Here is a 24515-nt window from a genome sequence, read left to right on the forward strand (position 1 = left end):
GACAGCGCGGGCGGGGGGCCTGCTGATCGCGAGGGACGGGTGTGGCCGCCCCCGGGCCGGTAGTTCCTCGCCGCAGCGGGCGCCCGCTTTCCCGGACCGGGAGAGTCGTTCTGGCCACTACCGGAATGCGGACCTCTGCGCGCACATCGTCCCCAAACCCGCCATGAGCCGTTACGGTGAGCCCAGCCTGGGCAATGCGGCCGGTCTCGGTGCGTGTGTCTGGGCTTGCCATAGGTCGGGGGACCAGGTGCGAGGGGCGGCGGGTGGGGTCGACGGGGACGAGGTCCGCGACCGGTGCGGACGACACGGACACCGAAAGCGGCGAGAGAAACGTTTCCGACGGGGTCGGGATGATCCTGCTAGGAGCGTGCGCCGGATGGTCGCTGATCACCGCGGCGGCACATGACGGGCGGCCCGAGGGACTGCTGCTCGCGGTGCTGGCCGTGACCGCCGGCTATGCCGCGGGCCGGGTCTCCGGGACCCTGCTGCCGGTGGCCGCGCCCGGCGCCGGTGCGCTGGCCGGGCTGGCCCTGGCCGTGGCCCTGCCCGGCCTCTCCCCCGGCCCCGGGTACGCCGTACCCCTCGGGCATGCCGGGGCCACGGCCGCCCTGCTGGCCCTGGCCACCGGAGCGGCGTGCTGTGCAGCCTGGGCGACGCCCGTACCGGCGCTGCGCCTGGGTCTGTGGGCGCTGGCCGCCGGGATCGTCGGGGCCGGAGCGGCACTGGGGTCGGTGGCCGGTTGCGCGACCGGCGCGGCCGTCCTGCTGTGTTCCCTGGCCGCGGGCGCGGCGCCGCGTCGGGGTGTGGGGCTCGCGGGTCTGGCGGTGGCGGCGGCCGGGGTGGCGGCGACGGTCTGGGCGCTGGCCGCGGATGTGCTGCCGGGCGGCCTTGCCGAGGTGCTCACGCAGTGGTCGACTCCGCACCGGGTACGGGTGTGGCGGGATGCGCTGGGGCTCGGGGAGGGGGCGGGCGGCCTCGGCGTCGGGCCCGGCCGGTTCGGGGAGCTGAGCCGTACGGCACCGCCGGCGCCCGCGTCCGACGGCAGGGCCCACTCGGCGCTGCTCCAGCAGGCCGCGGAGCAGGGCGTGGTCGGGGTCGTGCTGCTCGGCGCCGTGTTCTGCTGGGTGCTGCACGCGCTGTGGCGCAGCCCTCGTACGACGCCGGTCGCCCTCACCGCGGGGGCGGCCCTGACGGCGCTGGCCGGGCTCGCCGCGGTGGGCAACGCGCTCAGTTTTCCGACGGTCACGGCGGGCGCGGGACTGCTGGCCGGCTGGGCGACGGCACGCCCGTGGGCGGGCGACGACGCGGCGCCGCGGCCCTGACCCGTGGGGGGATGGGCGGCGGACTCAGCCGGCCGTGCCGGGGGTGATCGCCCGCAGCCGGTCCCGGATGACCCGCACCGCCGACTCCGCGTTGTCGACAGTGATCGTGAAGGTGTGGCCGTCCCACAGCCGGAGCACGACGCCCTCTCCGCGGCGCACGACGACGGCGGTACCCTTCTCGGGGCGCCAGCGGTAGCCCCAGCCGCCCCAGTGGCGCGGGGTCACATGGGCGGTGAAGTCGGCGCCCGCCACATGCGAGAGCGGAATACGGCGGCGGGGCAGCCCGATGTGGCCGCACCGCACCTCGACGCACTCCCGGTCGCATCTGAGGTCGACGTGCACGAAGGCGAGGGTGCCGAAGAGGACCAGCAGGCCGGCCGCGATACAGCCCACGACGGACATCGCCAGGGCGGCGACGCCGGAGGTCCAGGCCGAGTCCACGGCCAGCTCGATGCCGAGTGCCAGGCAGGCCGCGCCGACCAGCGCCAGCAGCCACTGGACCCGGTTGGTGGCGCGGCCGGTCCAGACGTCGGTGCGCGCGGTGTCGTCGGCTCGGGGATGGTCCCTCATGTTTATGAGGTTACTCAGGTTTCGATCCGCGGGTACCCGCTCGCGGAGGGTGACCGCACCCGTCCGGCCCAGTGGCTGACAGGGACCTGTGAGCGCGCACACAGAGGACGCATATACAAAGAACGACCGTCATGTGTATACGCCGCACATGGGTGCGTCCGGTCGGGTCAGCTGCGGTCGGCGACCGGGCCGGGGACCGGCAGCAGCCGGCCCTCGGCGTAGTGCAGCGCGGGCGCGGGCAGCTCGCCCTCGCGGCCGCTGAGCAGCACGGTCAGGGTGCCTTCGGCGGGAGCCTCGGGGGCGGGCTGTTCGCCGATCCGGCGCAGGGCCTGCGCGGCCACCGCGCCGGCGGAGCCGTGCAGCACGAGCGGGGCGGCGCCGGGGCGCTGCACGGCGGCGCGGATACGTTCCGCCACCAGCTCGTAGTGGGTGCAGCCCAGGACGACGGTTGTCACATCGTCCGGAGTCAGCTCGGCCGCGGCGGTGACAGCCGCGTCGATGGCCGCCTCGTCCGCGTGCTCGACGGCCTCGGCAAGGCCCCAGCACGGCACCTCGTGCACCCGGACGCCGTCGGCGAAGTCCTGGATGAGCCCGCGCTGATAGGCGCTGCCGGTGGTGGCGGGGGTGGCCCAGATCGCGAAGGGGCCGCCGCCGGCCGCGGCCGGCTTGATCGCCGGGACCGTGCCGATCACCGGGATCCCGGGCTCCAGCCGGGCGCGCAGGGTGGGCAGGGCGTGCACCGTGGCGGTGTTGCAGCCGATGATCAGGGCGTCGGGCCGGTGGCCCGCGGCGGCCTCGGCGACGGCCAGCGCGCGCTGGGTGACGTCCTCGGGGGTGCGCGGCCCCCAGGGCATGCCGTCGGGGTCCAGCGAGAGCACGAGATCGGCGTCGGGCCGCAGTCGCCGTACCGCGGCGGTGGCCGCCAACAGGCCGATTCCGGAGTCCATGAGCGCGATCTTCACCCGGCCACGATAGACGATGGAGTCTTGCCGGCCGTTGCGGTGGGGCAGACTGCGGCCGTGAGCGCCCTGATGTGGATCACCGTGGTGTCCCTGGCCGCCTGGTGCTGGCTGCTGCTCGGCCAGGGCTTCTTCTGGCGCACGGACGTCCGGCTGCCGCCGCGCCGGGAACCGGACGCGTGGCCGTCGGTCTGTGTCGTCGTACCGGCCCGGGACGAGGCCGCCGTACTGCCCGCGAGTCTGCCGTCGCTGCTGGCGCAGGACTATCCGGGGCGGGCCGAGGTCTTTCTGGTGGACGACGGCAGCACGGACGGCACCGGGGAACTGGCCCGGGAGCTGTCCCGGCGGCACGGCGGGCTGCCGCTGACGGTCGCTTCGCCCGGGGAGCCGCCCGCGGGCTGGACGGGCAAACTGTGGGCGGTGCGCCACGGCATCGGCCTGGCACGCGCGCGCGACCCGGAGTTCCTGCTGCTGACGGACGCGGACATCGCGCATGCGCCGGACAGCCTGCGCGCCTTGGTGGCGGCGGCCCGCACCGGCGGTTTCGACGTGGTGTCGCAGATGGCCCGGCTGCGGGTGGAGAGCCTGTGGGAGCGGCTGGTCGTCCCGGCCTTCGTCTACTTCTTCGCACAGCTGTATCCCTTCCGGTGGATCAGTCGTGAGGGCACGCGTACGGCCGCGGCCGCGGGCGGCTGCGTCCTGCTGCGCGCCGGTACGGCGGAGCGGGCACGGATCCCGGACGCCATCCGGCATGCCGTGATCGACGACGTGGCACTCGCCCGCGCGGTGAAGGGTGCCGGCGGCCGTGTCTGGCTGGGGCTGGCCGACGGGGTGGACAGCGTGCGCCCGTATCCGCGGCTGCACGACCTGTGGCGGATGGTCTCGCGCAGCGCGTACGCGCAGCTGCGGCACAACCCGCTGCTGCTGCTCGGTACGGTCGCCGGGCTGGCGCTGGTCTATTTGGTGCCGCCCGCCGCGCTGGTCGCGGGCGCGGCCGCCGGCGGTGCGGCGACCGCGGTCCTGGGTGCGGTGACGTGGGCGGTGATGACCGGCACGTATCTGCCGATGCTGCGGTACTACCGGCAGCCGCTGTGGCTCGCTCCGCTGCTTCCGTTCACCGCGTTCCTGTACCTGCTGATGACGGTCGACTCCGCCGTGCAGCACTACCGGGGGCGCGGCGCCGCCTGGAAGGGCCGTACGTACGCGCGTCCGGACGCGGTGCCGGAGGAGGGCTGAGCGGGGTCACTTGCGGCCCGGCGTCCAGTTCATGTCCCACCCGTAGGCGCGGTCCACGGTCCGCTGCGGGCTCACCCCGCGCTCCGGGACCAGATAGCGCGCCTCCCGCTGCACGATGAGGTCGCCGCCCTGGTGGGTGATCAGGGCGAGCGCGCACACCGTCGAGGGGACCGTGCACTCGTCCAGCGAGAAGTCGATCGGCGCGCCGTACTGGGGCTGGAGGGTCACGGTGGCGTGCAGGCCGGCGAAGGAGGCGGCGCCCTCGTAGACGGTGACGAAGACGAGGATGCGCCGGAACTCCTGGATGTGGTCGAGGTTGACGGTGAGGTTCTCCCCGCTCGCGACGGCGCCGGTGCGGTCGTCGCCGTCGAGGTGGATGTACGGGGGCCGGTGCAGGGAGCCGAAGGAGTTGCCGAGGGCCTGGACGACGCCCTTGCGGCCGTCGGCGAGTTCGTACAGGGCGCACAGGTCGAGGTCGAGGTCGCTCTGCCCGCCGCCCCGGCGGCCGCCCCAGCCGGGGAACTGCTTGCGGACCTGCCAGTTGAGGTTCACGCGCATGGTGCCGGAGGTGCCGCCCTGCTTGGCCAGCGAGACCGAGGGGGCGGCCTTCGTGAGGGTCACCTTGGACAGCCGTACCGGCCGGGCCGCGGGGGTCGGCGGGGCGGCGGGCGGAGGTGGCGGGGTGGTCGCGGCCGGCTGCGGCGGGGGCCCTGCCGGCGGCGGCAGGGTCACGGTCGGCTGCACCGCGGGGACCGCGGTCGGCTGCACCGGCGGGGCCGCGGGAGGCGGCGGCGCGTTCACCGGGGCGCTCGCCGCGGGCGGTGCGGCGTGCTGCGGCTGGTCCACGGTGATACCGAAGTCCGTCGCGAGGCCCTCGAGTCCGCTGCTGTACCCCTGGCCGACGGCGCGGAACTTCCAGCCGCCCTGCCGGCGGTAGAACTCGCCGAGGACGAACGCCGTTTCGCTGGTGGCGCCGGGGCTGTCGAAGCGGGCCACCACGGCGCCGGTCGCGGCGTCGGTCACCTCGATGTAGAGACCGGGGACCTGCCCGAACGTTCCGCCGTCCGCGGAGGCGGCGAGGACGATGCGCTCCACGGCGCTCTCCACGCGCGCGAGGTCGGCGAAGAGGGTGTCGGCGACCTGGGCGCCGGCCGTCCGCTTGCCCTCGTGGCGCACCGCGCCGGAGGAGTGCGCGGGCTGATTGTAGAAGACGAAGTCGCCGTCGGAGCGGACCTTTCCCTCGGCGAGCAGCAGCGCCGAGGCGTCCGCGTCGGGCACGCCGGGCCCGGACCGCCAGCCCAGTTCGACGCGCAGGGCCGCGGTCGGCACCTGCGTGTTCGACCCCTTCGGCATTGACATGTCCGCCCCCAACCCGTGTCGGTTTTCCGGTGTCTCCGGTCGTCGGAATCACCCCTGCCCGCACAACCTATTCCCGTCCGGGTGCACACCCACGGAGCGGCGCCGGAAGATCGCCGGTCAACCGGCGGTAACCCCGCAGGAACTCGGGCTTTACACGATCCAAACATGGATTCGCGTCCCTTTTTGCCACGTTCGCTCGGATTGGGGGTACCGGACCACTGCCGACACGGAAAACAACCCTCTTATCGGTCTCCCCAACCAGCACATCGTGGGCTTAACTTATGTGCCATGACCTCCCCCCGCTCCACTTATGGTGGCGGCTACTACTCCGCCTCCTTCCGGGACACCCCGATCTACGACTCGCTCGTGGCCGAGCGGGGCACCCCGCAGATCGCCCCGATCCGGGTCCCCGCCGCCTACGACACGGGCGGCAACCTCCCCGCCCTGCCCTCGGCGCTGCCCGCCCTCCCGGCGGCGCCGTCCCCGCAGGCCCCTGCCTACGGTTACCCGCAGACGCCGCAGCCCGCTCCGCTGCAGCAGGCGCCCACGGCGTACATCCCGCAGCAGGCGGCCGCCCCGCGCGGCTACCCCGGCCCGCAGGCCCCGCAGCAGCAGCCGATGGCGCCGGGCACCGGGTACGAGGCCATGCGCCCGGCCGCGCCGCGGCCCGCGCAGGCCCAGTACCAGGATCCGTACAACAACCAGCAGTACCGCGGCTACTGACCGACGGGTCCCCGCTGTCGGTGCCGACTGGCACGATGGCGTCATGGGAAACACCGAAGTGCACTCGCTCCACGTCCATCCGGTCAAGGCGTTCCGGGGCCTTCGGTGCCGTGAGGCCGTGGTGGAGCCCTGGGGCCTGGCCGGGGACCGACGCTGGACACTGGTCGACGACGGGGGAAAGGTCGTCACACAGCGCGAGCAGCCGCGTCTCGCGCTGGCCGCCGCCGAGCCCTTGGCCGGCGGCGGCGTTCGTCTGTCCGCGCCCGGGCGGATACCGCTGACGGTCCGGGTGCCAGAGCCGACGGCGACCGTGCCGGTGGACATCTTCGGCACGAAGGTCGAGGCGGTCCCGGCCGCGGCGGAGGCGCATGCCTGGTGCAGCGCCTATCTGGGGTCCGGTGTCCGGCTGGTCCACATGGACGACCCGGCCACCCGCCGCCCGGTCGACCCCGGCCACGCGCTGCCGGGCGAGACGGTGAGCTTCGCCGACGGCTATCCCCTTCTGGTCACCACGACCGCGTCCCTCGACGCCCTGAACTCCCTGATGGCCGAGGGCGACCACGCCCATGAGGGCCCCCTGCCCATGAACCGATTCCGGCCCAATCTCGTCGTGGCCGGCACCGACGCCTGGGCCGAGGACAGCTGGTCGCGCCTCTCCGTCGGGGACGTGCTCTTCCGTGCTGCGAAGCCATGCGGCCGGTGTGTGGTGACCACCACCGACCAGGACACCGCCGCTCGCGGCCGTGAGCCGCTGCGGACCCTGGCCCGCCACCGCAGGGTGGGCGGCAAGCTGCTCTTCGGCGTGAACCTCGTGCCGCTGTCCACCGGGACGATCCGGGTCGGGGACCCGGTGCGGGTCGAGGAGTAGGCCGGGGCGACGGCCGGCAGGCCCCGCTTTCCGGTGCACCGGACCGGGAACCGCGGGCGGGTGCCGCTCGTTGAGAGGGCGTGGGACATCCGTGCGGCTCCTGGTGCCGGCGGGTCGCGGCTGATGGGGGCTCCGTCTCCCGGACCCGGGCGCGGGTGAGCGTCCGCTCCGGGGGCTTGACGGAGCGTGAGGGGGTGAGGAGTTGCGGGCAGTCTGTGGCCTGTGGCGCTGGCGGCGCAATCCGCTGCGCCGCGCGACCGATCTGGCCGAGGCATGGGTGGCCCTCGTGGCACTCCTGCTGATCGCCGTGGCCGCACCCGTGGCCGGCTGGCTGGTCGGTACCGCCGCTGAGAACTCGTTGCAGCGCGCCGTGCGGGTGCAGCAGCACACCCGTCATCTCGTCACCGCCACCGTCGTGCACGCCCTGCGGGGCGCCCCGCCGGAGGCCGACCCCGACACCTCCGCCGCGCGCGACGCGCCCAGCCGCGTCCTCGCGGACTGGACCGCACCGGACGGCACGCACCAGCACGGCCCGACCCTCGCGGACCTGAAGTCCCCGCACTCCGGCGAGCACTTCCGGCTGTGGACGGACCCGCACGGCCGAATAGCGGCCCGCCCGCTGGACTCCGCCACGGCCACGGCACACGCGGTCCTCGCCGGGCTCGGCGCGGCCCTGGTCACCGCGGCCTTGGTGGAGAGCGGCCGGCGCCTGGCCGTCTGGCGCATGGTCCGCCGGCGGTACGCCCGATGGGACCAGGCCTGGGAGCGGGCGGGCCCGGACTGGGGCAAGGCGGGCACCGGCAGCTGACGGCCTTACGGCTCTGGTCAACCCACCGTGCACGCACACGCTACGGTGGACCGGCCGAAGCGCTTTCGGCGACAACCCGCGGGTGAACGACCGGCGGGGACGCAGGTCTTCGGGAGTCCGCATGCACACCGGCCCGCGCGGCTGAGCGCCTGCCCTCTCCCGGCGGCCGAGGCAGCGCCCCCGCGGGGAGCGAGCCATCAGTACGACGAGGTGGGGGCACAGCAACGCCATGGCACAGGGCACGGTCCAGGTGACGCACACCGGTACATCGCGGTGGCGGCGCCGCACGGGTGAGTACGCTTCGCTCGCCGCCGCCCTGGAGGCCGCCGCCGACGGCGACGTCCTCACCATCGCCCCCGGGACCTACCGGGAGAACCTGGTCGTGCAGCGGGCGGTGACGCTCCGTGGCCCGGAGGGTTCGCCGGGCTCGGTGCGGATCGCACCGGAGGCGGGGGTGCCGCTGACCGTGCGTGCCTCGGCCGTGGTGCAGGACCTGCATGTCGAGGGCCAGGACGCGGCGGCGCCCGCGCTGCTGGTCGAGGAGGGCACGCCCGAGCTGCTGGGCCTGCGGATCGTCACCCGGTCCGCCGCCGGCATCGAGGTGCGCGGCGGCGCCCGTCCGACCGTGCGCCGCGCCACCGTCGACAACCCGGCGGGCATCGGCATCGCCGTACTCGACGGCGGCAGCGGGGTGTTCGAGGAGTGCGAGGTGGTCGCGGCCGGGCAGGCGGGGGTGGCGGTCCGCGGCGGCGGCCATCCGCGGCTGGAGCGCTGCCGGGTGCACCACGCCTCGGGCACCGGGCTGACCGTGACCGGCGAGAACTCCTCGCTGGAGGCCGTCGGCTGTGAGATCTACGAGGTCCGCGGCTCCGGCGTGCAGGTCACCCAGCAGGCCACCGCCCAGCTGACCGACTGCGATGTGCACCGCACCACCGCCGACGGGGTCACGCTGGACACGGACGCGGTGCTCACGCTCGCCGACTGCCGGATCCACGACATCCCGGAGAACGCGGTCGACCTGCGCTCCCGTTCGGTGCTCACGCTCACCCGCACGACGGTGCGTCAGTTCGGGCGCAACGGCCTGTCGGTGTGGGACCCGGGGACCCGGGTGGACGCCAACCAGTGCGAGATCTTCGACAGCACCGGCGACTACCCGGCGGTGTGGGTGAGCGACGGCGCCACGGCCGTGCTCGACTCCTGCCGGGTGCACGACGTGCCGGACGCGCTGTTCGTGCTGGACCGCGGTTCGCGCGCGGACGTCGTGGACAGCGACCTGTCCCAGGTGCGCAACACCGCGGTCTCGGTGAGCGACGGGGCGACCGCGCAGCTCGACGACTGCCGGATCCGGGAGGCGGCCACCGGCGCCTGGTTCCGGGACCACGGCAGCGGCGGCACGCTCAGCAACTGCACGCTGGACGGCACCCAGACCGGAGTGATCGTCACCAAGGGCGCCGACCCGACCATCGAGCGCTGCACGGTGGAATCCCCCGCCGAGGCCGGGTTCTACGTCTCCGCGGGCGGCCGCGGCAGCTTCCTGAACTGCCGGGTGAGCGGCAGCGGGGGCTACGGCTTCCATGTGATCGACGGCTGTCGTACGACGCTGCGCCGGTGCCGTACGGAGCGGTGCGCGCGCGGTGGGTACGAGTTCGCCGACGCGGGGCTGGACAGCGGGTCCGGAACCGGCCCGGTGGCGGAGGACTGCACCAGCGACGAGAGCGGCAGTCTGCGGCAGCCGGTGCTCCGCGAGACGGCCGTGCAGACGGCGCCGCACTCCCCCGGGCTGCTCGGCTCGGTGCCGGTGCAGCACACCGCCGTACCGGAGCCGTCGGCCGCCCCCACGGGGCCGGAGAAGCCGGTGCGGACGTCGAAGGACGTGCTCGGGGAGCTGGACGCGCTGGTCGGACTGGAGAGCGTCAAGCGCGAGGTGCGGGCGCTGACCGACATGATCGAGGTGGGCCGGCGCCGTCGGCAGGCGGGCCTGAAGGCGGCCTCGGTCAAGCGGCATCTGGTCTTCACGGGCTCCCCCGGCACCGGCAAGACCACGGTGGCCCGGCTCTACGGCGAGATCCTCGCCTCCCTCGGCGTGCTGGAGAAGGGCCACCTGGTGGAGGTGTCCCGGGTCGACCTGGTCGGCGAGCACATCGGCTCCACGGCGATCCGCACCCAGGAGGCGTTCGAGAAGGCGCGCGGCGGGGTGCTGTTCATCGACGAGGCGTACGCGCTGTCGCCGGAGGACGCGGGACGGGACTTCGGCAAGGAGGCCATCGACACGCTGGTGAAGCTCATGGAGGACCACCGGGACGCGGTCGTGGTGATCGTCGCCGGTTACACGGCGGAGATGGAGCGCTTCCTGACCGTCAACCCGGGCGTCGCCTCGCGCTTCTCCCGCACCATCACCTTCGGTGACTACGGCCCCGAGGAACTGCTGCGGATCGTGGAGCAGCAGGCCGACGAGCACGAGTACCGGCTGACGCCGGGTGCCTCCGAGGCACTGCTGAAGTACTTCACGGCGATCCCGAAGGGCCCCGCGTTCGGCAACGGCCGTACGGCCCGGCAGACGTTCGAGGCGATGGTGGAGCGCCATGCGAGCCGGGTCGCCCAGCTGGCGGACCCCAGCACCGACGATCTGACCCTGCTGTACGCGGAGGACCTGCCGGAGCAGCCGTGAGCGCTCGGACGGCCGCGCTTGTGGGTGGAGACGGGGTCGGCCTGGTAGTCGGAGTGGCCGAGGATCGGGGCCGGGAGCGGATGCTCGGGGGTGCGGCCGTAGGCGAGGAGATCGCGGGCGAGCCCGGTGGTGTGTACGGCGAGCCGTGCGGCCAGGAGCAGCAGGACCGCGAGGGTCGCCGGGATCGCGGATGCCTGCCTGGTCAGCAGGACCGGCGGGGCGGACGTGACAGCGGTGACCGCAGTGGCGTGTGCGCATCGTGTACGGCTGGTGGCGCACCCCGTACCCGCCCGTGAAAAGATGGACGCCCGCGCACCTTCGAACGGACGGAACGTCCTGGTCGGAGGCGGCACGGAGGGTGTTTCGGACGAGTGGCGGCGAAAGGACCGGAGCGTACGTGAGCGAGAATCAGAACCTGCTCGCGGAGCAGCGCCGCGCCCTGATCCTGGACGAGGTCCGGCGCCGGGGCGGAGTGCGGGTCAACGAGCTGACCCGCAAGCTCGGCGTCTCGGACATGACCGTCCGCCGGGACCTGGACGCGCTCGCCCGCCAGGGTGTGCTGGAGAAGGTGCACGGCGGGGCGGTGCCGGTGGTGGAGGCGAGCACCCACGAGCCCGGGTTCGAGGCGAAGTCCGGGCTGGAGCTGAGCGCCAAGGAGGACATCGCCCGCAGCGCCGCCCGGCTGGTCACGCCCGGCACGGCGATCGCCCTGTCCGGCGGTACGACGACCTACGCGCTCGCGCAGCACCTGCTGGAGGTGCCGGACCTGACCGTGGTGACGAACTCGGTGCGGGTCGCCGATGTCTTCCACGCGGCGCAGCGCACCGCGGGGCAGCGGCCCGGCGCGGCCACGGTGGTGCTGACCGGTGGGGTGCGCACCCCGTCGGACTCGCTGGTGGGGCCGGTGGCCGACCAGGCGATCGCCGCGCTCCACTTCGACGTGCTGTTCCTCGGGGTGCACGGGATATCGGTCGAGGCGGGCCTGTCCACGCCGAACCTCGCGGAGGCCGAGACCAACCGCCGCCTGGTGCACTCCGCGCGCCAGGTCGTGGTGGTCGCCGACCACACCAAGTGGGGCACGGTGGGCCTTAGTTCGTTCGCCACGCTGGAGCAGGTGGACACGCTCGTGACCGACGCGGGCCTGCCGGCCGCGGCGCGCGCGGAGATCTCCGAGTATCTGCCACGGCTGATCGTCGCGGGCGAGCCGGAACCGGAATCCGAATCGGACGACGACATCTGACGTACCGTCAACTACGCTGACCGTCAACGCCCCGCGTTCGTAGCGGACTTACGGGACTTCACGAGGAGTTCGCCGTCATGGCTCAGCGTCTGCGTCCGGTCGGACCGGAGTTCGTCGCGTCCGCGCCGGTGCGGCTCGCCTTCACCCGGGAGCTGGCCGCCGCCCCGGGCAGGGTCTTCCACGCGCTCGCCGAGGATGTGCCCGGCTGGCCGCAGTGGTTCTCCGCGGTGGCCTCCGCCCGGCCCACCGAGGGCGGTCGCGAGGTACGGCTGCGCGGCGGCGTCCGCTTCCGGGAGACCGTGCTGGAGGCGGAGGCGCCCACGGTGTACGCCTACCGGGTCGACGTGACCGACGTCCCGGGCGCCCGTGCCTGGGTCGAGGAGTGGCGCCTCGATCCGGCGGGCGCCGGTACCCGGGTGCGGATGACCTTCGCCCTCGACGGCACGTCCCCGTTCCGTCTGGCGTGCCGCCTGGCCCGCCCTGCGGTGGGCCGGGCCTTCGGACAGGCGATGAAGGCTCTGGAGGGACGGCTCGCCTAGAGCGCGGCCCGGCGTGTTCGAGTGAGCTGTTCGCCCTCTCCGGGTCAGTCCGGCCACACCCCGGTGGTCAGCAGGGTCTCGATCGCCGCGGTGTAGGGCGTGATGTCCAGGCCCTGTTCCTCGAGCCAGGTGTCCGAGTAGTACTTGTCGAGGTAGCGGTCGCCAGGGTCGCACAGCAGGGTGACGACGCTGCCCCGACGGCCCTCGGCCACCATCTCGGAGACGATCTTCAGCGCGCTCCACAGTCCGGTGCCCGTGGAACCGCCCGCCTTGCGGCCGATCGCCCGCTCCAGAGCCCGTACGGCGGCGACGCTGGCCGCGTCCGGCACCTTCATCATCCGGTCGATCGCGCCGGGCACGAAGCTCGGCTCCATGCGCGGCCGGCCGATGCCCTCGATCCGGGAACCGCAGTCGCAGGTGACGTCCGGGTCGCCGGTGGTCCAGCCCTCGAAGAAGCAGGAGTTCTCCGGGTCGGCCACACAGATGCGGGTGTCGTGCTGCATGTAGTGGACATAGCGGGCCAGCGTCGCGGAGGTGCCGCCGGTGCCGGCCGTGGCGACGATCCAGGCGGGCTCCGGGAACCGCTCCAGTTCCATCTGGCGGAAGATGGATTCGGCGATGTTGTTGTTGCCGCGCCAGTCGGTGGCCCGCTCGGCGTAGGTGAACTGGTCCATGTAGTGGCCGCCGGTCTCCGCTGCGAGGCGGGCGGACTCCTCGTACATCTTCCGGGAGTCGTCCACGAAGTGGCACTGGCCGCCGTGGAACTCGATCAGACGGCACTTCTCGGCGCTGGTCGTGCGCGGCATGACCGCGATGAAGGGCACGCCGATCAGCTTCGCGAAGTACGCCTCCGAGACGGCCGTCGAGCCGCTGGACGCCTCGATCACCGGGCGACCGGGGCGGATCCAGCCATTGCAGAGGCCGTAGAGGAACAGCGAGCGCGCGAGGCGGTGCTTGAGGCTGCCGGTCGGATGCGTCGACTCGTCCTTGAGGTAGAGGTCGATGCCCCAGTGTTCGGGCAGCGGAAAGCGCAGCAGGTGGCTGTCCGCCGAGCGGTTGGCATCGGCCTGGACCTTGCGGACGGCCTCTTTGAGCCAGTCACGGTAGGCGGCGTCGCTGCGGTCGACGTCGAGGGTGGCGCCGGTCCGGGTCTGGGGGGTGATGCTCACGGCGGGCTCCTTAGGCTGTGCGCCGACGACGCCTCGCGTGGCCGACACCTCGAGCATAGGCATCTTTAGCACCGCTTCCCACCTGCATAAACACATCTTTCAGCCACTCCAAGGCACGCTGGGGCACAGGCGTGCGAGGCGGCCGGAGCGCACTGGCGCGAGTGCTCCGGGCTCCGTACTCATGTGCCTCGTGCGTACTGGTGCTCCTCGCCGCATCGGGGCAGACTGCACGCGACGGGACGATCGTCCCGAACGGGGGCGCAGTCAGGAGCAGGAGAGCCACGGGAACAGCTACAAGGGGGCGGCAGGGAATGGCGGAGCCGGAGTTCACGGCCACGGGCGTGCGGATCGGCAAGCGGATGCGTTCGCTCACCCGGGCCGGGCAGGTCCGGATCAACGGCGGCAGGCTGGAGTTGCTGACCAGCTACGGCAGCGAGATCGACAGCGCGCCGGTGCAGGCGGTGCGCGCGTCCAAGCCGTGGTACGCCCCGGACGACCGGGCGTTGGCCGATCTCAACGGCACGCGGTATCTGCTCACACTGGGCGAGCAGGACCCGGCACCGGGCCGGTCCGGGCCGCCCGCGGCACGGCGGTTCATCGAGGCGGTGCGGCGCGCGGCCGGGCGCGGCAACTGAACGCCGCGCCGCCCGGGCGCCGGTGTGCCTGCATGCCGGCCGGTGCACCGCTGCGCCGATGCGCGTGGGTGCCGGTTCCCGGGTGCGGGCACCGGGCGGGGTCATCCGGTCGCGGCGAGTTGCGGGAGCGCTGCCGCTGCGTCACGCTGGTCTCACGTCACTCTGGGTTTACCGGCGATAACGCTGCGAACCAGCCCGCCGGCCACGACAGCAGGCGGACGTTTGGACGCAAGCACCCTGCTGGATCCGTTGTTCTCCGTGTTCTTCCGGTCCTTCAGGACCTCTACATCGGGGAGTCGCAGCCGTGATCAGTCATCCAAGCAGGCACTGCACGGTGGAGCTCCAAGCCCTGCCGTCGCGGATCGGCCAGGTCCGCAGAATCGTATCTGCGCAGTTGCGCTACTGGCATCTGGACCCGTTGATAGACCGGGCCGCGCTCGGCGTGACGGAGCTGCTGAGCAACGTCCACCGGCATGCGAGACCCGACAAGTCGTGCACCGTCGAGCTGGAACTGCTGCCGGACCGGCTCACCGTCTCGGTGCGCGACAACGACCCGCGCCTCCCCGTACCGGCCGAGGCCGCGGGCGCGACGGACACGGCGGACCTGTCGGACGCGCCGGCCCTGACCGACGCCCTGGACCCGCTGGACGCCACCCCGCTGGCCACCTGCGGGAGGGGGCTGGCGATGGTGGCCGCGGTGAGCGAGAGCTGGGGCGCGCGGCCCGACGGCGAGAACGGCAAGGTCGTATGGTTCACGCTGCCCGCGACGGCAGCAGTGCGCACCCAGCCGGCGCATGCGCCGCACACCACGCCCGAGACACGGCCCGCTCCGGAGCCCGTCCGCGTCGGACCGGCCGCCGTGACGCCCCGAGCCACCCCCGTCGGCGCCGGGACCGCCGTACCCGCGGGCGCGGGAACAGGAGCGCCGCTGTCGGTGGCTCCGGTGGCGAGCGCGGGCGCGCCGGGGAGTACCGGCCCCGCACCGGCAAGCGCGGCCACCGCACCCGCGGTGGCGCACGCCGCCGCCGCGCCAGCTCCCGCCCGGTCGGCCGTCCCCGGCTGACCGGGCGGTGACCCCGCCCTCGCGTCGACCCCGCGGGCCACGGCCCGCGGGGCGCGCGGCGTTCTGCCGTATCTCGCCGGAGGCGAAGCGGCCCCCTGTTCCGGGACAGGGACTGGCGGACTGTAACTACTAGTATGTACAGTGATCTCATGAGCACCCCGGAACGACTGATCGAGTCCACCCGCGAGCTGCTGTGGGAGCGCGGCTACGTGGGCACGAGCCCCAAAGCGATCCTGGAGCGCGCCGGCGCGGGCCAGGGCAGCATGTACCACCACTTCAAGGGCAAGCCGGACCTCGCCCTGGCCGCGATCCGGCGGACCGCGCAGGAGCTGCGCGCCACCGCCGAGCGGGCCCTGGACGGTCCGGGCACGCCGTACGAGCGGATCGAGGCGTATCTGCTGCGCGAACGCGATGTGCTGCGCGGCTGCCCGATCGGCCGGCTGACCATGGACCCGGACGTGATCGCCAGCGACGAGCTGCGCGCCCCGGTGGACGAGACGATCGCGTGGATCCGGTCGCGGATCGCCGGGATCGTCGAGGAGGGCAAACAGCAGGGGCAGTTCGCGCCCGAGCTGGACGGCGCGGAGATCGGTGCCGCGGTCGTCGCGACCGTGCAGGGCGGCTATGTCCTCGCCCGGGCCTCCGGCTCCCCCGCCGCCTTCGACGCGGGCGTCCGCGGACTGCTCTCCCTGCTCGCCCCTACCCCCCGACAGGAGAAGTGAGCCACGTGCACATCACCAGACGGCGTCCCGACACCGTGCGGGGCCCGGCGGAGAACTTCACCGGCACGGTCTGGCTGGACGAGATAGCCGCCCCGGCCGCCCCTTCCCGGCTGCGCATGTTCAACGTCCACTTCGCCCCGGGCGCCCACACGGCCTGGCACCGGCATCCGCACGGACAGGTGCTGCACGTCCTGGAGGGCGAGGGGCTGGTGCAGCGCAGGGGCGGTGCGGTGGAGGAGATCCGCGCGGGCGACACCGTCTGGATCGAGCCGGAGGAATGGCACTGGCACGGCGCCGGGCCGCGCACGTTCATGACCCACCTCGCCGTGGTGGAGGCCGCCGCGGACGGCACCACGACCGAGTGGGACGCCCATGTCCACGACGACTACCCCGCCTGAGAGGGAGCCCGCATGCATGCGATGCAGTACGAGTTCACCCTGCCCGCGGACTACGACATGGGCGTCATCCGCTCCCGCGTCGGCCGCGTCGGCCATCTCCTGGACGACTGGGACGGCCTGGGCATCAAGACCTATGTGATGCGCGAGCGGGGGGTGCACGGCTCCCCGGTGAACCAGTACGGACCGTTCTACCTCTGGAACACCATGGAAGGCATGAACAGCTTCCTGTGGGGAGGGCTGTTCCAGGGTCCGGTCGACAGCTTCGGGCGGCCGGAGATACGGCAGTGGTCGGGTCTGGCGTTCGAGGAGGGCAGCGCCTCCGGTTCCGCCGCGTCGTACGCCGTACGCAGGCGGCTGCCGGTGCCCGAGGGCGTGGAGCTGGCCGCGTTCATGGCGGACGCGGCGGCCGAGACCGAGCGGCTGGCTGCGGAGGACGGCGCGGTGCTGGCGGCGTCCGCCGTGGACACGCGCGCCTGGGAGGTCGTCCACTTCTCCCTCTGGGAGCACGACACGCCGAAGGCCGACGGCGATGTCTTCCAGGTGCTCCATCTCTCCGCCCCCGGTCGCGCCCTGCTCCCCCGCGGCCGGCAGTGGTGACCGGCGTCCGCACGGTCCTCGGGGACATCCGGCCCGAGGAGCTGGGCCTGTGCGACGCGCATGACCATCTCTTCCTGCGCAGTCCGCTGCTGCCCGGGCAGGAGCTGGCCGATGTCGCCGCCGCCGAGGCCGAGCTGGAGGCGTTCCGGGCGGCGGGCGGCGCCGCGGTCGTGCAGTGGACGCCGTACGGCATGGGCCGGCGGGCGGCGGAGCTGGCCGCGCTGTCCCTGAGGTCCGGGATACGGCTGGTGTGCGCCACGGGGCTGCACCAGGCGGCGCACTACAGCGCGGAGTTGTTGGACGGGCTGCGTGGCCGGCTGGCCGAGGTGTTCGTCACCGAACTGACCGAGGGCATCGGTACGACGGGGGTGCGGGCCGGGCTGATCAAGGTGGCGGGTGGCTTCCATTCCCTCGACGCGCACGCCCGCTGGACCATGGCCGCGGCGGCCGAGGCACACCATGCCACCGGCGCGCCCATCGCCGTACACCTGGAAATGGGTACCGGTCCACTGGACGTACTCGACCTGCTGTGCGGCGAGTTGGGGGTGCCCGGTGACCGGGTGGTGCTCGGGCACCTGAACCGCTCGCCCGATCCGGTGGTGCAGCGGGAGGCCGCCGCGTCCGGCTGCTGGCTGGCCTTCGACGGGCCGTCCCGGGCCCATCACGCCACGGACTGGCGGATGCCGGAGGCCGTACGGGCGCTGGCCGAGGCCGGGTTCGGGGACCGGCTGCTCCTCGGCGGGGACACCGTCGTCGCCGGTGCGCGCTCGGTCGACGGCGGGCCGGGGATGCCGTACCTGCTGCGCCGGGTGCGGGACCGGCTGGTGGCGGCGGTGGGTGCGGAACTGGTGGACCGCATCCTCGGCGAGCACCCCGGGAGGGCGTTCGGCGTCGACTGGAAGTGAGCCGGCGGCGGGGCGGACCGTGGCTCGATCATGTCGGTTCCTGTCCCGGCCGCTGGTTTCGGCGCGATCCCCGGCTTCGGAGGATGGGCGGGACATACCGCCTGTTCATGCCGAGGAGACGATCCGCCATGCCCCTGGAGATGCGCGACCGCTGCGAGCGCTGTACGACCACCGCCCTGCCGGCGGACGGGCCGGCCCTGATCTGCTCGTACGAGTGCACGTTCTGCGAGGCGTGCGGCGAGGCGCTGGCGCAGGTCTGCCCCAACTGCGGCGGGGAACTGGTCGCGCGCCCGCGTAGGCCTGCGGGGGCCGTCTGAGCACACCGCCCCGACCGGCCAACAACGCCTTCCGGGCGACCCTCTCGTGTATCTCCAACGCTGCGGGCAGCCGGGATCGTTCCCGTTCCGGATGTGACTCTTCCCCCGCTGAGCAGGCCTTTCGCTGGCCGCTCCGCGCTCCGCATACTCCCCCGTCGGCGCAGTGGGCTCCGTCGGACGACGACGGGCGGAGATGGGGGACCGTTGAGAACACAGGCATCGAACCGCGGCCACGAGACGTCCTGGCTCGTGGCGCGCGGCATCCTGCCGGAGCCGGGCCCGAGGCGGACCCTGGCGGTCGCCAGCTTTGTGAACATGCTCGGCAGCAGCGTGTTCGCGCTGACGGCCGCCGTCTTCTTCACCCGCTCCGTGGGCCTGTCGGCGGCGCGGGTCGGTCTCGGCATGGGTGTCGGTGCCCTGGTCGGGCTGCTGTCCGGGATCCCGGTGGGGCGGATCGCCGACCGGCGCGGCCCGCGCGGGGTGTATCTGGTGACGCTCACGGCGCAGGCCGTGGCCATGTCGATGCTGGTCCTGGTCCGCTCGTTCTGGCTGTTCACGGTGGTGGTCTGCCTGACCGAGCTGGCCGGCTCGGCCAGTCGGGCGGCCCGTGCACCGCTGGTGCGCGGTCTCGCCGGTCCGCAACCGGCGCGATTCAGGGCCTATCTGCGTGCCGCCGTCAACCTGGCCCACACCCTCGCTGCGCTGCCGGCCGCGCTCGTCGTGCAGCTGGACACGCACACGGCGTATCTCTGTCTCGTGCTGGGCAACGCCCTCAGTTTCCTGGCCACCGCCGCGATCGTCAGCCGGCTGCCCGGGCTGCCGGCCGTGCCGGTCCCGACGGGCGCGGCCGGCCCGGGCCGCTGGACGGCGCTCAGGGACCACCGGTACCTGCTGATCACCGTGCTCGACGGCATCATGTCCCTGCACGGCGCGGTGCTGCTCTTCGCGCTGCCGCTGTGGATCGTCGGTCACACGCACGCGCCGCGCTGGTTCGCCGGCGCCGGTGTGCTGCTCAACACCGTCATGGTGATCTTCCTCCAGGTCAGGACCGGCGGCCGGGTCGACACCACGGACAGGGCCGCACGGGCCTGGCGGCAGGCGGGCCTCGCCTTCCTGGCCGGGATGTCCCTCATGGGTCTGGCCGCCGGCCTGCCCGGCTGGGCCGCGGTGCTGCTGATCCTGGCCGGGGTGGGCGTGCACACCCTCGGTGAACTGCGCCATGCCGCGGGCTCGTTCGAGCTGCGTTACGCGCTCGCCCCGGCCCATGCACAGGGCCAGTACTCGGGGGTGTTCAGCTTCGGCAGCGGACTGGCCGGCGTGGCGGCGCCGTCCGCACTGGCCTGGCTCTGTCTCGGTGCGGGCGAGCCGGGCTGGATCGCCATGGGCGCCGTGTTCGTCTGTGCGGGGCTGCTGGCGCCGCCGGCGGTCCGCTGGGCGCAGCGGTCCCGGCCGGGGGACGTGCCGGGTACGGGTGCGGGTGATCCCCTGGTTCAGGGCGAGGTCCGCGTGTAGTGCCGTAGCACCGGTTCCAGGTAGTCGGTGCGGGGGCCGGGCAGGCGGGCGAGGCCGGCCGGGGAGCCGATCAGCTCGACGCGGTCGAACTCGGGGTCCGCGCCGCGGGCGGTCTCCCGGCTCACCAACTGAGCGTAGTCGGCGCGGAGTTCGCGCTCCGAGCGGGGCGGGGCCAGGAACAGCACGCCGACGCTGCCGCGGGCGCTCCGGGTGGTCAGCCAGGGGGTCAGGGCGTCGGCCGGGGTGCCGGATCCGGTCTCCTCGGCCAGTTCGCGGGCCGCGTGCAGGCGCAGGCTCGTGCCGTCCAGCCCGGCGTCGGCGGGCGGGGGTTCGAGGGTTCCGCCGGGCAGCTGCCAGCGGCCCGGTGTCGCCGTCGACGCGGACATGCGGCCCACCAGCACCCGCCCGTCCGGGCACGGCTGCACCACCGACACGAACAGCGAGCACAGCGCGGGGGCGTCCGGTACGCCGCGCAGGGTCCGGCAGCGGTAGGTGGCCCGGGCCCAGGACAGGACCACGCCGTCGGATCCGTCACGGGCCAGCCCGGTCAGAGCGGCCACCGGGCCGTCGAACAGCGCGGGGTTGGCCCGTACCGCCTCCGCCCAGCGGCGGTCCATCAGTGAGCGGTGCTGCGGTGACAGCCCGGGCGGGGCCGTCTCCACCAGCCGGATGCGTCCGGCGGGCAGCAGTTCCACCGCGGGGAGGTCCTTCGAAGGGGGTACGGGAGTGGGCAGGTCCTTCGAAGGGAGACCGTCGGCGGCCTGGTCACGGGTCACCGCAGTGCCTCCAGCGGGTCGTCCAGCACCGGCTGCCAGGCCAGTTCCGCCGCGCCGACCAGGCTGTTGTGGTTCAGGGTGCACGGCAGAATCGGCACCCCGCCGCTCTGCCCCCACAGGCTGCGGTCGGCGACGACCGCGCGCAGCCGGCCGGGGTCGGCGTCCAGCAGGGTGCGGTGCAGGCCGCCGAGGATGATGCGGTCGGGGTTGAGGATGTTGACCAGCCCGGCCAGGCCGAGGCCGAGGCGGTCGATCAGGGCCTCGGCCGCGGTGCGGACGGCGGGATCGTCGTACTGGGTGCGCAGCAGGTCGTTGGCCTGCTGGAGCAGGGAGACCTCGGGGCCCGGCTCCCGGCCCGCCTCGACCAGCAGCGCCAACGGGTCCGCCTCGACGTCCAGGCAGCCCCGGCTGCCGCAGTGGCAGGGGCGGCCCTCCGGGTTCACGGTGAGGTGGCCGACCTCCAGGGCGAGACCCGAACTCCCGGTGTGCAGACGGCCGTCCAGCACCAGCGCGCCGCCGACGCCCCGGTGGCCGGTGGCCACGCACAGCAGGTCCCGGGCGCCCCGGCCGGCGCCGTGCCGGTGCTCGGCGAGGGCGGCGAGGTTGACGTCGTTGCCGGCGAAGGCGGGCTGGGTGATCCCGGCCTCGCGGACGCACTCCGCGAAGATACGGCGGACCGGGGCGCCCACGGGCCAGGCCAGGTGCAGCGGGTTGAGGGCGAGGCCGTCGGGTTCGGCGACGGCGGACGGCACGGCGAGTCCGGCGCCCACGCACCGGCGGCCGGTGCTGCGCAGCAGTTCGGCGCCCGCCTCCACCACGGAGCCGAGCACCTTCGCCGGGTCGGCGTCGATGGTCTCGCAGCCGGGCGCGGTCGCCACGATGCGTCCGCCCAGGCCGACGAGTGCGGCGCGGAAGCCGTCGGCGTGGACCTGTGCGGCGAGGGCCACCGGGCCGTCCTCGGCGACCTCCAGCCGGTGCGAGGGGCGGCCCTGGGCGCCGGCCGGCGCGCCCGGCCGGGCGTCCACCCGGATCAGGCCCAGCGCCTCCAGTTCGGCGGCGACGGCTCCGGCCGTGGCCCGGGTGACGCCGAGTTCGGCGGTGAGCACGGCCCGGGTCGGGGCGCGTCCGGTGTGCACCAGCTCCAGCGCGGGTCCGAGCGCACCGCGCCCCCGGTCCAGCCGCGCCCTCGAGGTGGTCCGCTCCCCCGCCGTCCGGGAATCCTTGCCGCTCATGAGGGCGAGTCTCCCATGATCCGCTCCGCTGGTGGCCCGCGCCGCCGGTTACCGGCCGCTCACCCGCAGGGTGATGTTCAGCCGTCCCGTCAGGCCCAGCCAGGGCGGTGCGGTGCCCGGGTGCACGCGGGGCACGCCGTGATAGGCGAGCCTGGACGGTCCGCCGAAGACGAACAGGTCGCCGCTGCGCAGCTCCACATCGGTGTACGGCCGGCCGCGGGTCCCGGTGTTGCCGAAGCGGAACGCGCAGCTGTCGCCGAGGCTCAGCGAGACCACCGGCGCGTCCGCCCGCTCGTCGCTGTCGCGGTGCATCCCCATGCGGGCGGTGCCGTCGTAGAAGTTGATCAGTGCGATGTCGTAGGCGTGGTGGTCCTGCGGGCCGAGCGCGTCGGCGGCGGCGCGCCGGGCCAGGGCGCCGAGCCAGGCCGGGAAGGGCTTCACGGGCGCGCCGTCGCCGTCGACGGCCGTACGGGCGTAGGTGTACGGATACCAGTGCCAGCCCAGACAGACCTGCCGCGCGGTCATCGTGCCGCCGCCGGGGGTGTGCACCGTGCGCAGGCCGGCCGGGGGCCGCGCCCACGCCCGGCAGGCGGCGAGCAGTTCGCGCTGCCGGTCGGGGTCGAGCCAGTCCGGGACGTGCACGGCGCCCGGCGCGACCTGCGCGCGCTCCCTCGGAAACAGCTCCGCATCCATGCCCCCATCCTGCCCCCACCCTCGCTGAGCTGCGGCTCCGCTAGCCTGGAGGCACGATGAGCGAGCGTATGACGACACCGTGGGGCGAGGTCGAGCTGACCCGTTTCCCCGAGGATCCCCGCGACCGGCTGCGTGCCTGGGACGCCTCCGACGCGTACCTGCTGAGCCATCTGGCCGAGGAGGGGGTGCCGCTCACCGGGTCGGTCGTCGTGGTCGGCGACCGCTGGGGTGCGCTGGTGACCGCCCTGGCGGAGCACCGGCCGACGCAGATCACCGACTCCTTCCTGAGCCAGGAGGCGACCCGGGTCAACCTGGCGCGCGCCGGGGTGCAGCCCGGGGCGGTCCAGCTGCTCACCACCCAGGACCCGCCACCGGAGCGGGTGGACGTGCTGCTGGTGCGGGTGCCGAAGAGCCTGGCGCTGCTGGAGGACCAGCTGCTGCGGCTGGCGCCCGGGGTGCACGCGGGCACGGTCGTGGTCGGCACCGGCATGGTGAAGGAGATCCACACCTCCACGCTCCAGTTGTTCGAGCGGATTCTCGGGCCGACCCGGACCTCGCTGGCCCGGCAGAAGGCCCGGCTGATCTTCTGCACCCCGGACCCGGCGCTGGAGCGGCCCGCGAACCCGTGGCCGTACAGCTACGCGCTGCCGGACGGCATCGGCGCGATCTCCGGCCGTACGGTCGTCAACCAAGCCGGTGTGTTCTGCGCCGACCGGCTCGACATCGGCACCCGTTTCCTCCTGGGGCATCTGCCCGCCCCGGGCGCGGGGCGCGTGGTGGACCTGGGGTGCGGCAACGGTGTCGTCGGTACGGCGGTGGCGCTGGCCGATCCGTCGGCCGAGGTGCTGTTCGTGGACGAGTCGTTCCAGGCCGTCGCCTCGGCGGAGGCGACGTACAAGGCCAACGGGGTACCCGGCCACGCGGAGTTCCGGGTCGGGGACGGGCTGGCCGGGGTGGCCCACGACAGTGTGGACCTGGTCCTGAACAATCCGCCGTTCCACTCCCACCAGGCGACGACCGACGCAACGGCGTGGCGCATGTTCACCGGGGCGAAGCGGGCGCTGCGGACGGGCGGCGAGCTGTGGGTGATCGGTAACCGGCACCTGGGGTACCACGTGAAGCTGAAGCGGTTGTTCGGCAACAGCGAGCTGGTGGCCAGCGACCCGAAGTTCGTGGTGCTGCGGGCGATCAAGCGGGGCTGAGCATCTCACGGAGGCGTGCGCGGGCGTGTGGCCAGTCGGTGTGCCTACCGCACCGACACACCCGCCGACGACCAGCAACCCCACCGCCGCACCACCCCCGACAACCACCAACCCATCACCGCCCCGTCGCCCTCGCACCCAGCACGCCGATGATGCGGCGTACCTCGGTGGCCATCGCCTCGCGGCCCACGCTCAGGTAGGTGCGGGAGTCGACGGCTTCGGGGCGGGCGGCGAGGAAGGTGCGGATGGCGCGGGTCATGGCCGCGTTGAGGGCGGTGCCGACGTTGACCTTGGCGATGCCGCCGGCGACCGCCGCGACGAGTCCGTCGTCCGGCACGCCGGAGGAGCCGTGCAGCACGAGCGGGATGTGCAGCGCGGCGGAGAGCCGCTTGAGCAGGGCGTGGTCGAGGGCGGCGGTGCGGGTGGTCATCGCGTGCACGCTGCCGATGGCGACGGCGAGGGCGTCGACCCCGGTCCGGCGGACGAAGTCCCGCGCCTGGTCGGGGTCGGTGCGGGCGCCGGGGGCGTGGGCGTCCAGCGGGGGGCGGCCGTCCTTGCCGCCGATCTGTCCCAACTCGGCCTCGATGCAGAGCCCTTGGGCGTGCGCCCAGTCGGCGGCGGCCCGGGTGGCGGCGAGGTTCTCGGCGTACGGCAGCCGGGCGGCGTCGTACATCACCGAGCTGAAGCCCGCGCCGGGCGCCTGGCGGAGCAGGTCGTCGCTCTGCACATGGTCGAGATGCAACGCGACGGGCACGGCGGCGCGTTCGGCGGCGGCGACCGCGGCGCGGGCCAGCGGCAGCAGCCGTCCGTAGCGGAACTTGACGGCGTTCTCGCTGACCTGGAGGACGACGGGCGCCCCGGCCGACTCGGCGCCGGCGATGACGGCCTCGACGTGTTCCAGGGTGATGACGTTGAACGCGGCGACGGCGGAGCGGGCCGCGGCGGCCCGGGCGACCAGCTCACCGGTTGACGCGAGAGGCACGGGGGTGTCCTTCCGGGCGC

General features: G+C 73.7%; 24 protein-coding genes and 1 pseudogene. 17 read left to right on the forward strand and 8 right to left on the reverse strand.

What is annotated here, in order from left to right; genetic code table 11:
• The first annotated feature begins 350 nt into the window (after positions 1-350).
• The gene (locus tag ACWCV9_RS14335; protein ID WP_450786580.1) at positions 351-1322 is read left to right on the forward strand and encodes an O-antigen ligase family protein; all 972 of its coding nucleotides are present in this window, start codon (positions 351-353) and stop codon (positions 1320-1322) included.
• A gap of 24 nt (positions 1323-1346) precedes the next feature.
• On the opposite strand, the gene ACWCV9_RS14340 is transcribed toward ACWCV9_RS14335, so the two are convergent.
• Positions 1347-1892, reverse strand: coding sequence for a hypothetical protein (locus ACWCV9_RS14340; RefSeq protein WP_385842429.1), 546 nt, complete (start codon positions 1890-1892; stop codon positions 1347-1349).
• 167 nt (positions 1893-2059) lie between these two features.
• Complete coding sequence (locus ACWCV9_RS14345; RefSeq protein WP_450786582.1) at positions 2060-2854, reverse strand: glutamate racemase; 795 nt, start codon at positions 2852-2854, stop codon at positions 2060-2062.
• 69 nt (positions 2855-2923) lie between these two features.
• On the opposite strand from ACWCV9_RS14345, the gene ACWCV9_RS14350 reads away from it, so the two are divergent.
• Positions 2924-4087, forward strand: coding sequence for a glycosyltransferase (locus ACWCV9_RS14350; RefSeq protein ID WP_450786898.1), 1164 nt, complete (start codon positions 2924-2926; stop codon positions 4085-4087).
• 6 nt (positions 4088-4093) lie between these two features.
• Here the strand turns inward: ACWCV9_RS14350 and ACWCV9_RS14355 are convergent, their stop codons facing one another.
• The gene (locus ACWCV9_RS14355) at positions 4094-5446 is read right to left on the reverse strand and encodes a TerD family protein (protein ID WP_450786584.1); all 1353 of its coding nucleotides are present in this window, start codon (positions 5444-5446) and stop codon (positions 4094-4096) included.
• A gap of 288 nt (positions 5447-5734) precedes the next feature.
• Here ACWCV9_RS14355 and ACWCV9_RS14360 point away from each other — a divergent pair, with 288 nt between their 5' ends.
• The 6 genes from ACWCV9_RS14360 to ACWCV9_RS14385 all read left to right on the forward strand — a co-directional run bounded on the left by ACWCV9_RS14360 (position 5735) and on the right by ACWCV9_RS14385 (position 12292).
• On the forward strand, positions 5735-6169 hold the full coding sequence (locus tag ACWCV9_RS14360) for a DUF6643 family protein (RefSeq protein WP_450786586.1): 435 nt from the start codon (positions 5735-5737) through the stop codon (positions 6167-6169).
• A gap of 43 nt (positions 6170-6212) precedes the next feature.
• On the forward strand, positions 6213-7037 hold the full coding sequence (locus tag ACWCV9_RS14365) for an MOSC domain-containing protein (RefSeq protein ID WP_450786587.1): 825 nt from the start codon (positions 6213-6215) through the stop codon (positions 7035-7037).
• Positions 7038-7239: 202 nt separating this feature from the next.
• A complete protein-coding gene (locus ACWCV9_RS14370; protein WP_450786589.1) occupies positions 7240-7845 on the forward strand; it encodes an Rv1733c family protein in 606 nt (201 codons plus the stop codon).
• A 229-nt stretch (positions 7846-8074) separates the two neighbouring features.
• Positions 8075-10513 (forward strand): right-handed parallel beta-helix repeat-containing protein, encoded by a 2439-nt coding sequence (locus ACWCV9_RS14375; RefSeq protein WP_450786591.1) that lies wholly within the window; start codon positions 8075-8077, stop codon positions 10511-10513.
• 397 nt (positions 10514-10910) lie between these two features.
• A complete protein-coding gene (locus ACWCV9_RS14380) occupies positions 10911-11753 on the forward strand; it encodes a DeoR/GlpR family DNA-binding transcription regulator (protein WP_450786593.1) in 843 nt (280 codons plus the stop codon).
• Positions 11754-11830: 77 nt separating this feature from the next.
• Positions 11831-12292 (forward strand): SRPBCC family protein, encoded by a 462-nt coding sequence (locus tag ACWCV9_RS14385; protein ID WP_450786595.1) that lies wholly within the window; start codon positions 11831-11833, stop codon positions 12290-12292.
• A 44-nt stretch (positions 12293-12336) separates the two neighbouring features.
• Here the strand turns inward: ACWCV9_RS14385 and ACWCV9_RS14390 are convergent, their stop codons facing one another.
• Positions 12337-13461 carry a PLP-dependent cysteine synthase family protein gene (locus ACWCV9_RS14390; RefSeq protein WP_450786596.1) on the reverse strand — a complete coding sequence of 375 codons (1125 nt, stop codon included), beginning with the start codon at positions 13459-13461 and terminating at the stop codon, positions 12337-12339.
• 311 nt (positions 13462-13772) lie between these two features.
• Here ACWCV9_RS14390 and ACWCV9_RS14395 point away from each other — a divergent pair, with 311 nt between their 5' ends.
• The 8 genes and pseudogenes from ACWCV9_RS14395 to ACWCV9_RS14430 all read left to right on the forward strand — a co-directional run bounded on the left by ACWCV9_RS14395 (position 13773) and on the right by ACWCV9_RS14430 (position 19610).
• Complete coding sequence (locus tag ACWCV9_RS14395) at positions 13773-14096, forward strand: hypothetical protein (protein WP_450786598.1); 324 nt, start codon at positions 13773-13775, stop codon at positions 14094-14096.
• A 334-nt stretch (positions 14097-14430) separates the two neighbouring features.
• Positions 14431-15006: pseudogene (locus ACWCV9_RS14400) on the forward strand (ATP-binding protein); the annotation flags it as partial.
• 287 nt (positions 15007-15293) lie between these two features.
• Positions 15294-15881 carry a TetR/AcrR family transcriptional regulator gene (locus tag ACWCV9_RS14405; protein ID WP_450786600.1) on the forward strand — a complete coding sequence of 196 codons (588 nt, stop codon included), beginning with the start codon at positions 15294-15296 and terminating at the stop codon, positions 15879-15881.
• Positions 15882-15886: 5 nt separating this feature from the next.
• Positions 15887-16279 (forward strand): (R)-mandelonitrile lyase, encoded by a 393-nt coding sequence (locus ACWCV9_RS14410; RefSeq protein ID WP_450786602.1) that lies wholly within the window; start codon positions 15887-15889, stop codon positions 16277-16279.
• 12 nt (positions 16280-16291) lie between these two features.
• Entirely contained in the window at positions 16292-16876 is a 585-nt protein-coding gene (locus ACWCV9_RS14415; RefSeq protein ID WP_450786604.1) for a DUF4865 family protein, read from the forward strand.
• Positions 16873-17781 (forward strand): phosphotriesterase family protein, encoded by a 909-nt coding sequence (locus ACWCV9_RS14420; protein WP_450786606.1) that lies wholly within the window; start codon positions 16873-16875, stop codon positions 17779-17781. Before ACWCV9_RS14415 ends, ACWCV9_RS14420 begins: the two co-directional genes overlap by 4 nt.
• A gap of 128 nt (positions 17782-17909) precedes the next feature.
• On the forward strand, positions 17910-18098 hold the full coding sequence (locus ACWCV9_RS14425) for a DUF1272 domain-containing protein (protein ID WP_450786607.1): 189 nt from the start codon (positions 17910-17912) through the stop codon (positions 18096-18098).
• A 204-nt stretch (positions 18099-18302) separates the two neighbouring features.
• On the forward strand, positions 18303-19610 hold the full coding sequence (locus tag ACWCV9_RS14430; protein ID WP_450786609.1) for an MFS transporter: 1308 nt from the start codon (positions 18303-18305) through the stop codon (positions 19608-19610).
• Here the strand turns inward: ACWCV9_RS14430 and ACWCV9_RS14435 are convergent.
• From ACWCV9_RS14435 to ACWCV9_RS14445, 3 genes are read right to left on the reverse strand one after another with little or no spacing between them, the layout of a single operon-like run.
• On the reverse strand, positions 19589-20386 hold the full coding sequence (locus ACWCV9_RS14435; protein WP_450786611.1) for an NUDIX hydrolase: 798 nt from the start codon (positions 20384-20386) through the stop codon (positions 19589-19591). The genes ACWCV9_RS14430 and ACWCV9_RS14435 overlap by 22 nt on opposite strands.
• Positions 20383-21618, reverse strand: a complete 1236-nt coding sequence (locus tag ACWCV9_RS14440; RefSeq protein WP_450786613.1) for an ROK family protein — start codon at positions 21616-21618, stop codon at positions 20383-20385. Before ACWCV9_RS14440 ends, ACWCV9_RS14435 begins: the two co-directional genes overlap by 4 nt.
• A 48-nt stretch (positions 21619-21666) precedes the next feature.
• A complete protein-coding gene (locus ACWCV9_RS14445; protein WP_450786615.1) occupies positions 21667-22311 on the reverse strand; it encodes an alpha-ketoglutarate-dependent dioxygenase AlkB family protein in 645 nt (214 codons plus the stop codon).
• Between the two features lie 68 nt (positions 22312-22379).
• On the opposite strand from ACWCV9_RS14445, the gene ACWCV9_RS14450 reads away from it, so the two are divergent.
• Positions 22380-23513 carry a methyltransferase gene (locus ACWCV9_RS14450; RefSeq protein ID WP_450786900.1) on the forward strand — a complete coding sequence of 378 codons (1134 nt, stop codon included), beginning with the start codon at positions 22380-22382 and terminating at the stop codon, positions 23511-23513.
• Positions 23514-23628: 115 nt separating this feature from the next.
• Here ACWCV9_RS14450 and ACWCV9_RS14455 read toward each other — a convergent pair whose 3' ends face one another.
• A complete protein-coding gene (locus ACWCV9_RS14455; protein WP_450786617.1) occupies positions 23629-24495 on the reverse strand; it encodes a class II fructose-bisphosphate aldolase in 867 nt (288 codons plus the stop codon).
• Between the last annotated feature and the right edge of the window lie 20 nt (positions 24496-24515).

Source organism: Streptomyces sp. NPDC001606, from assembly GCF_053596835.1.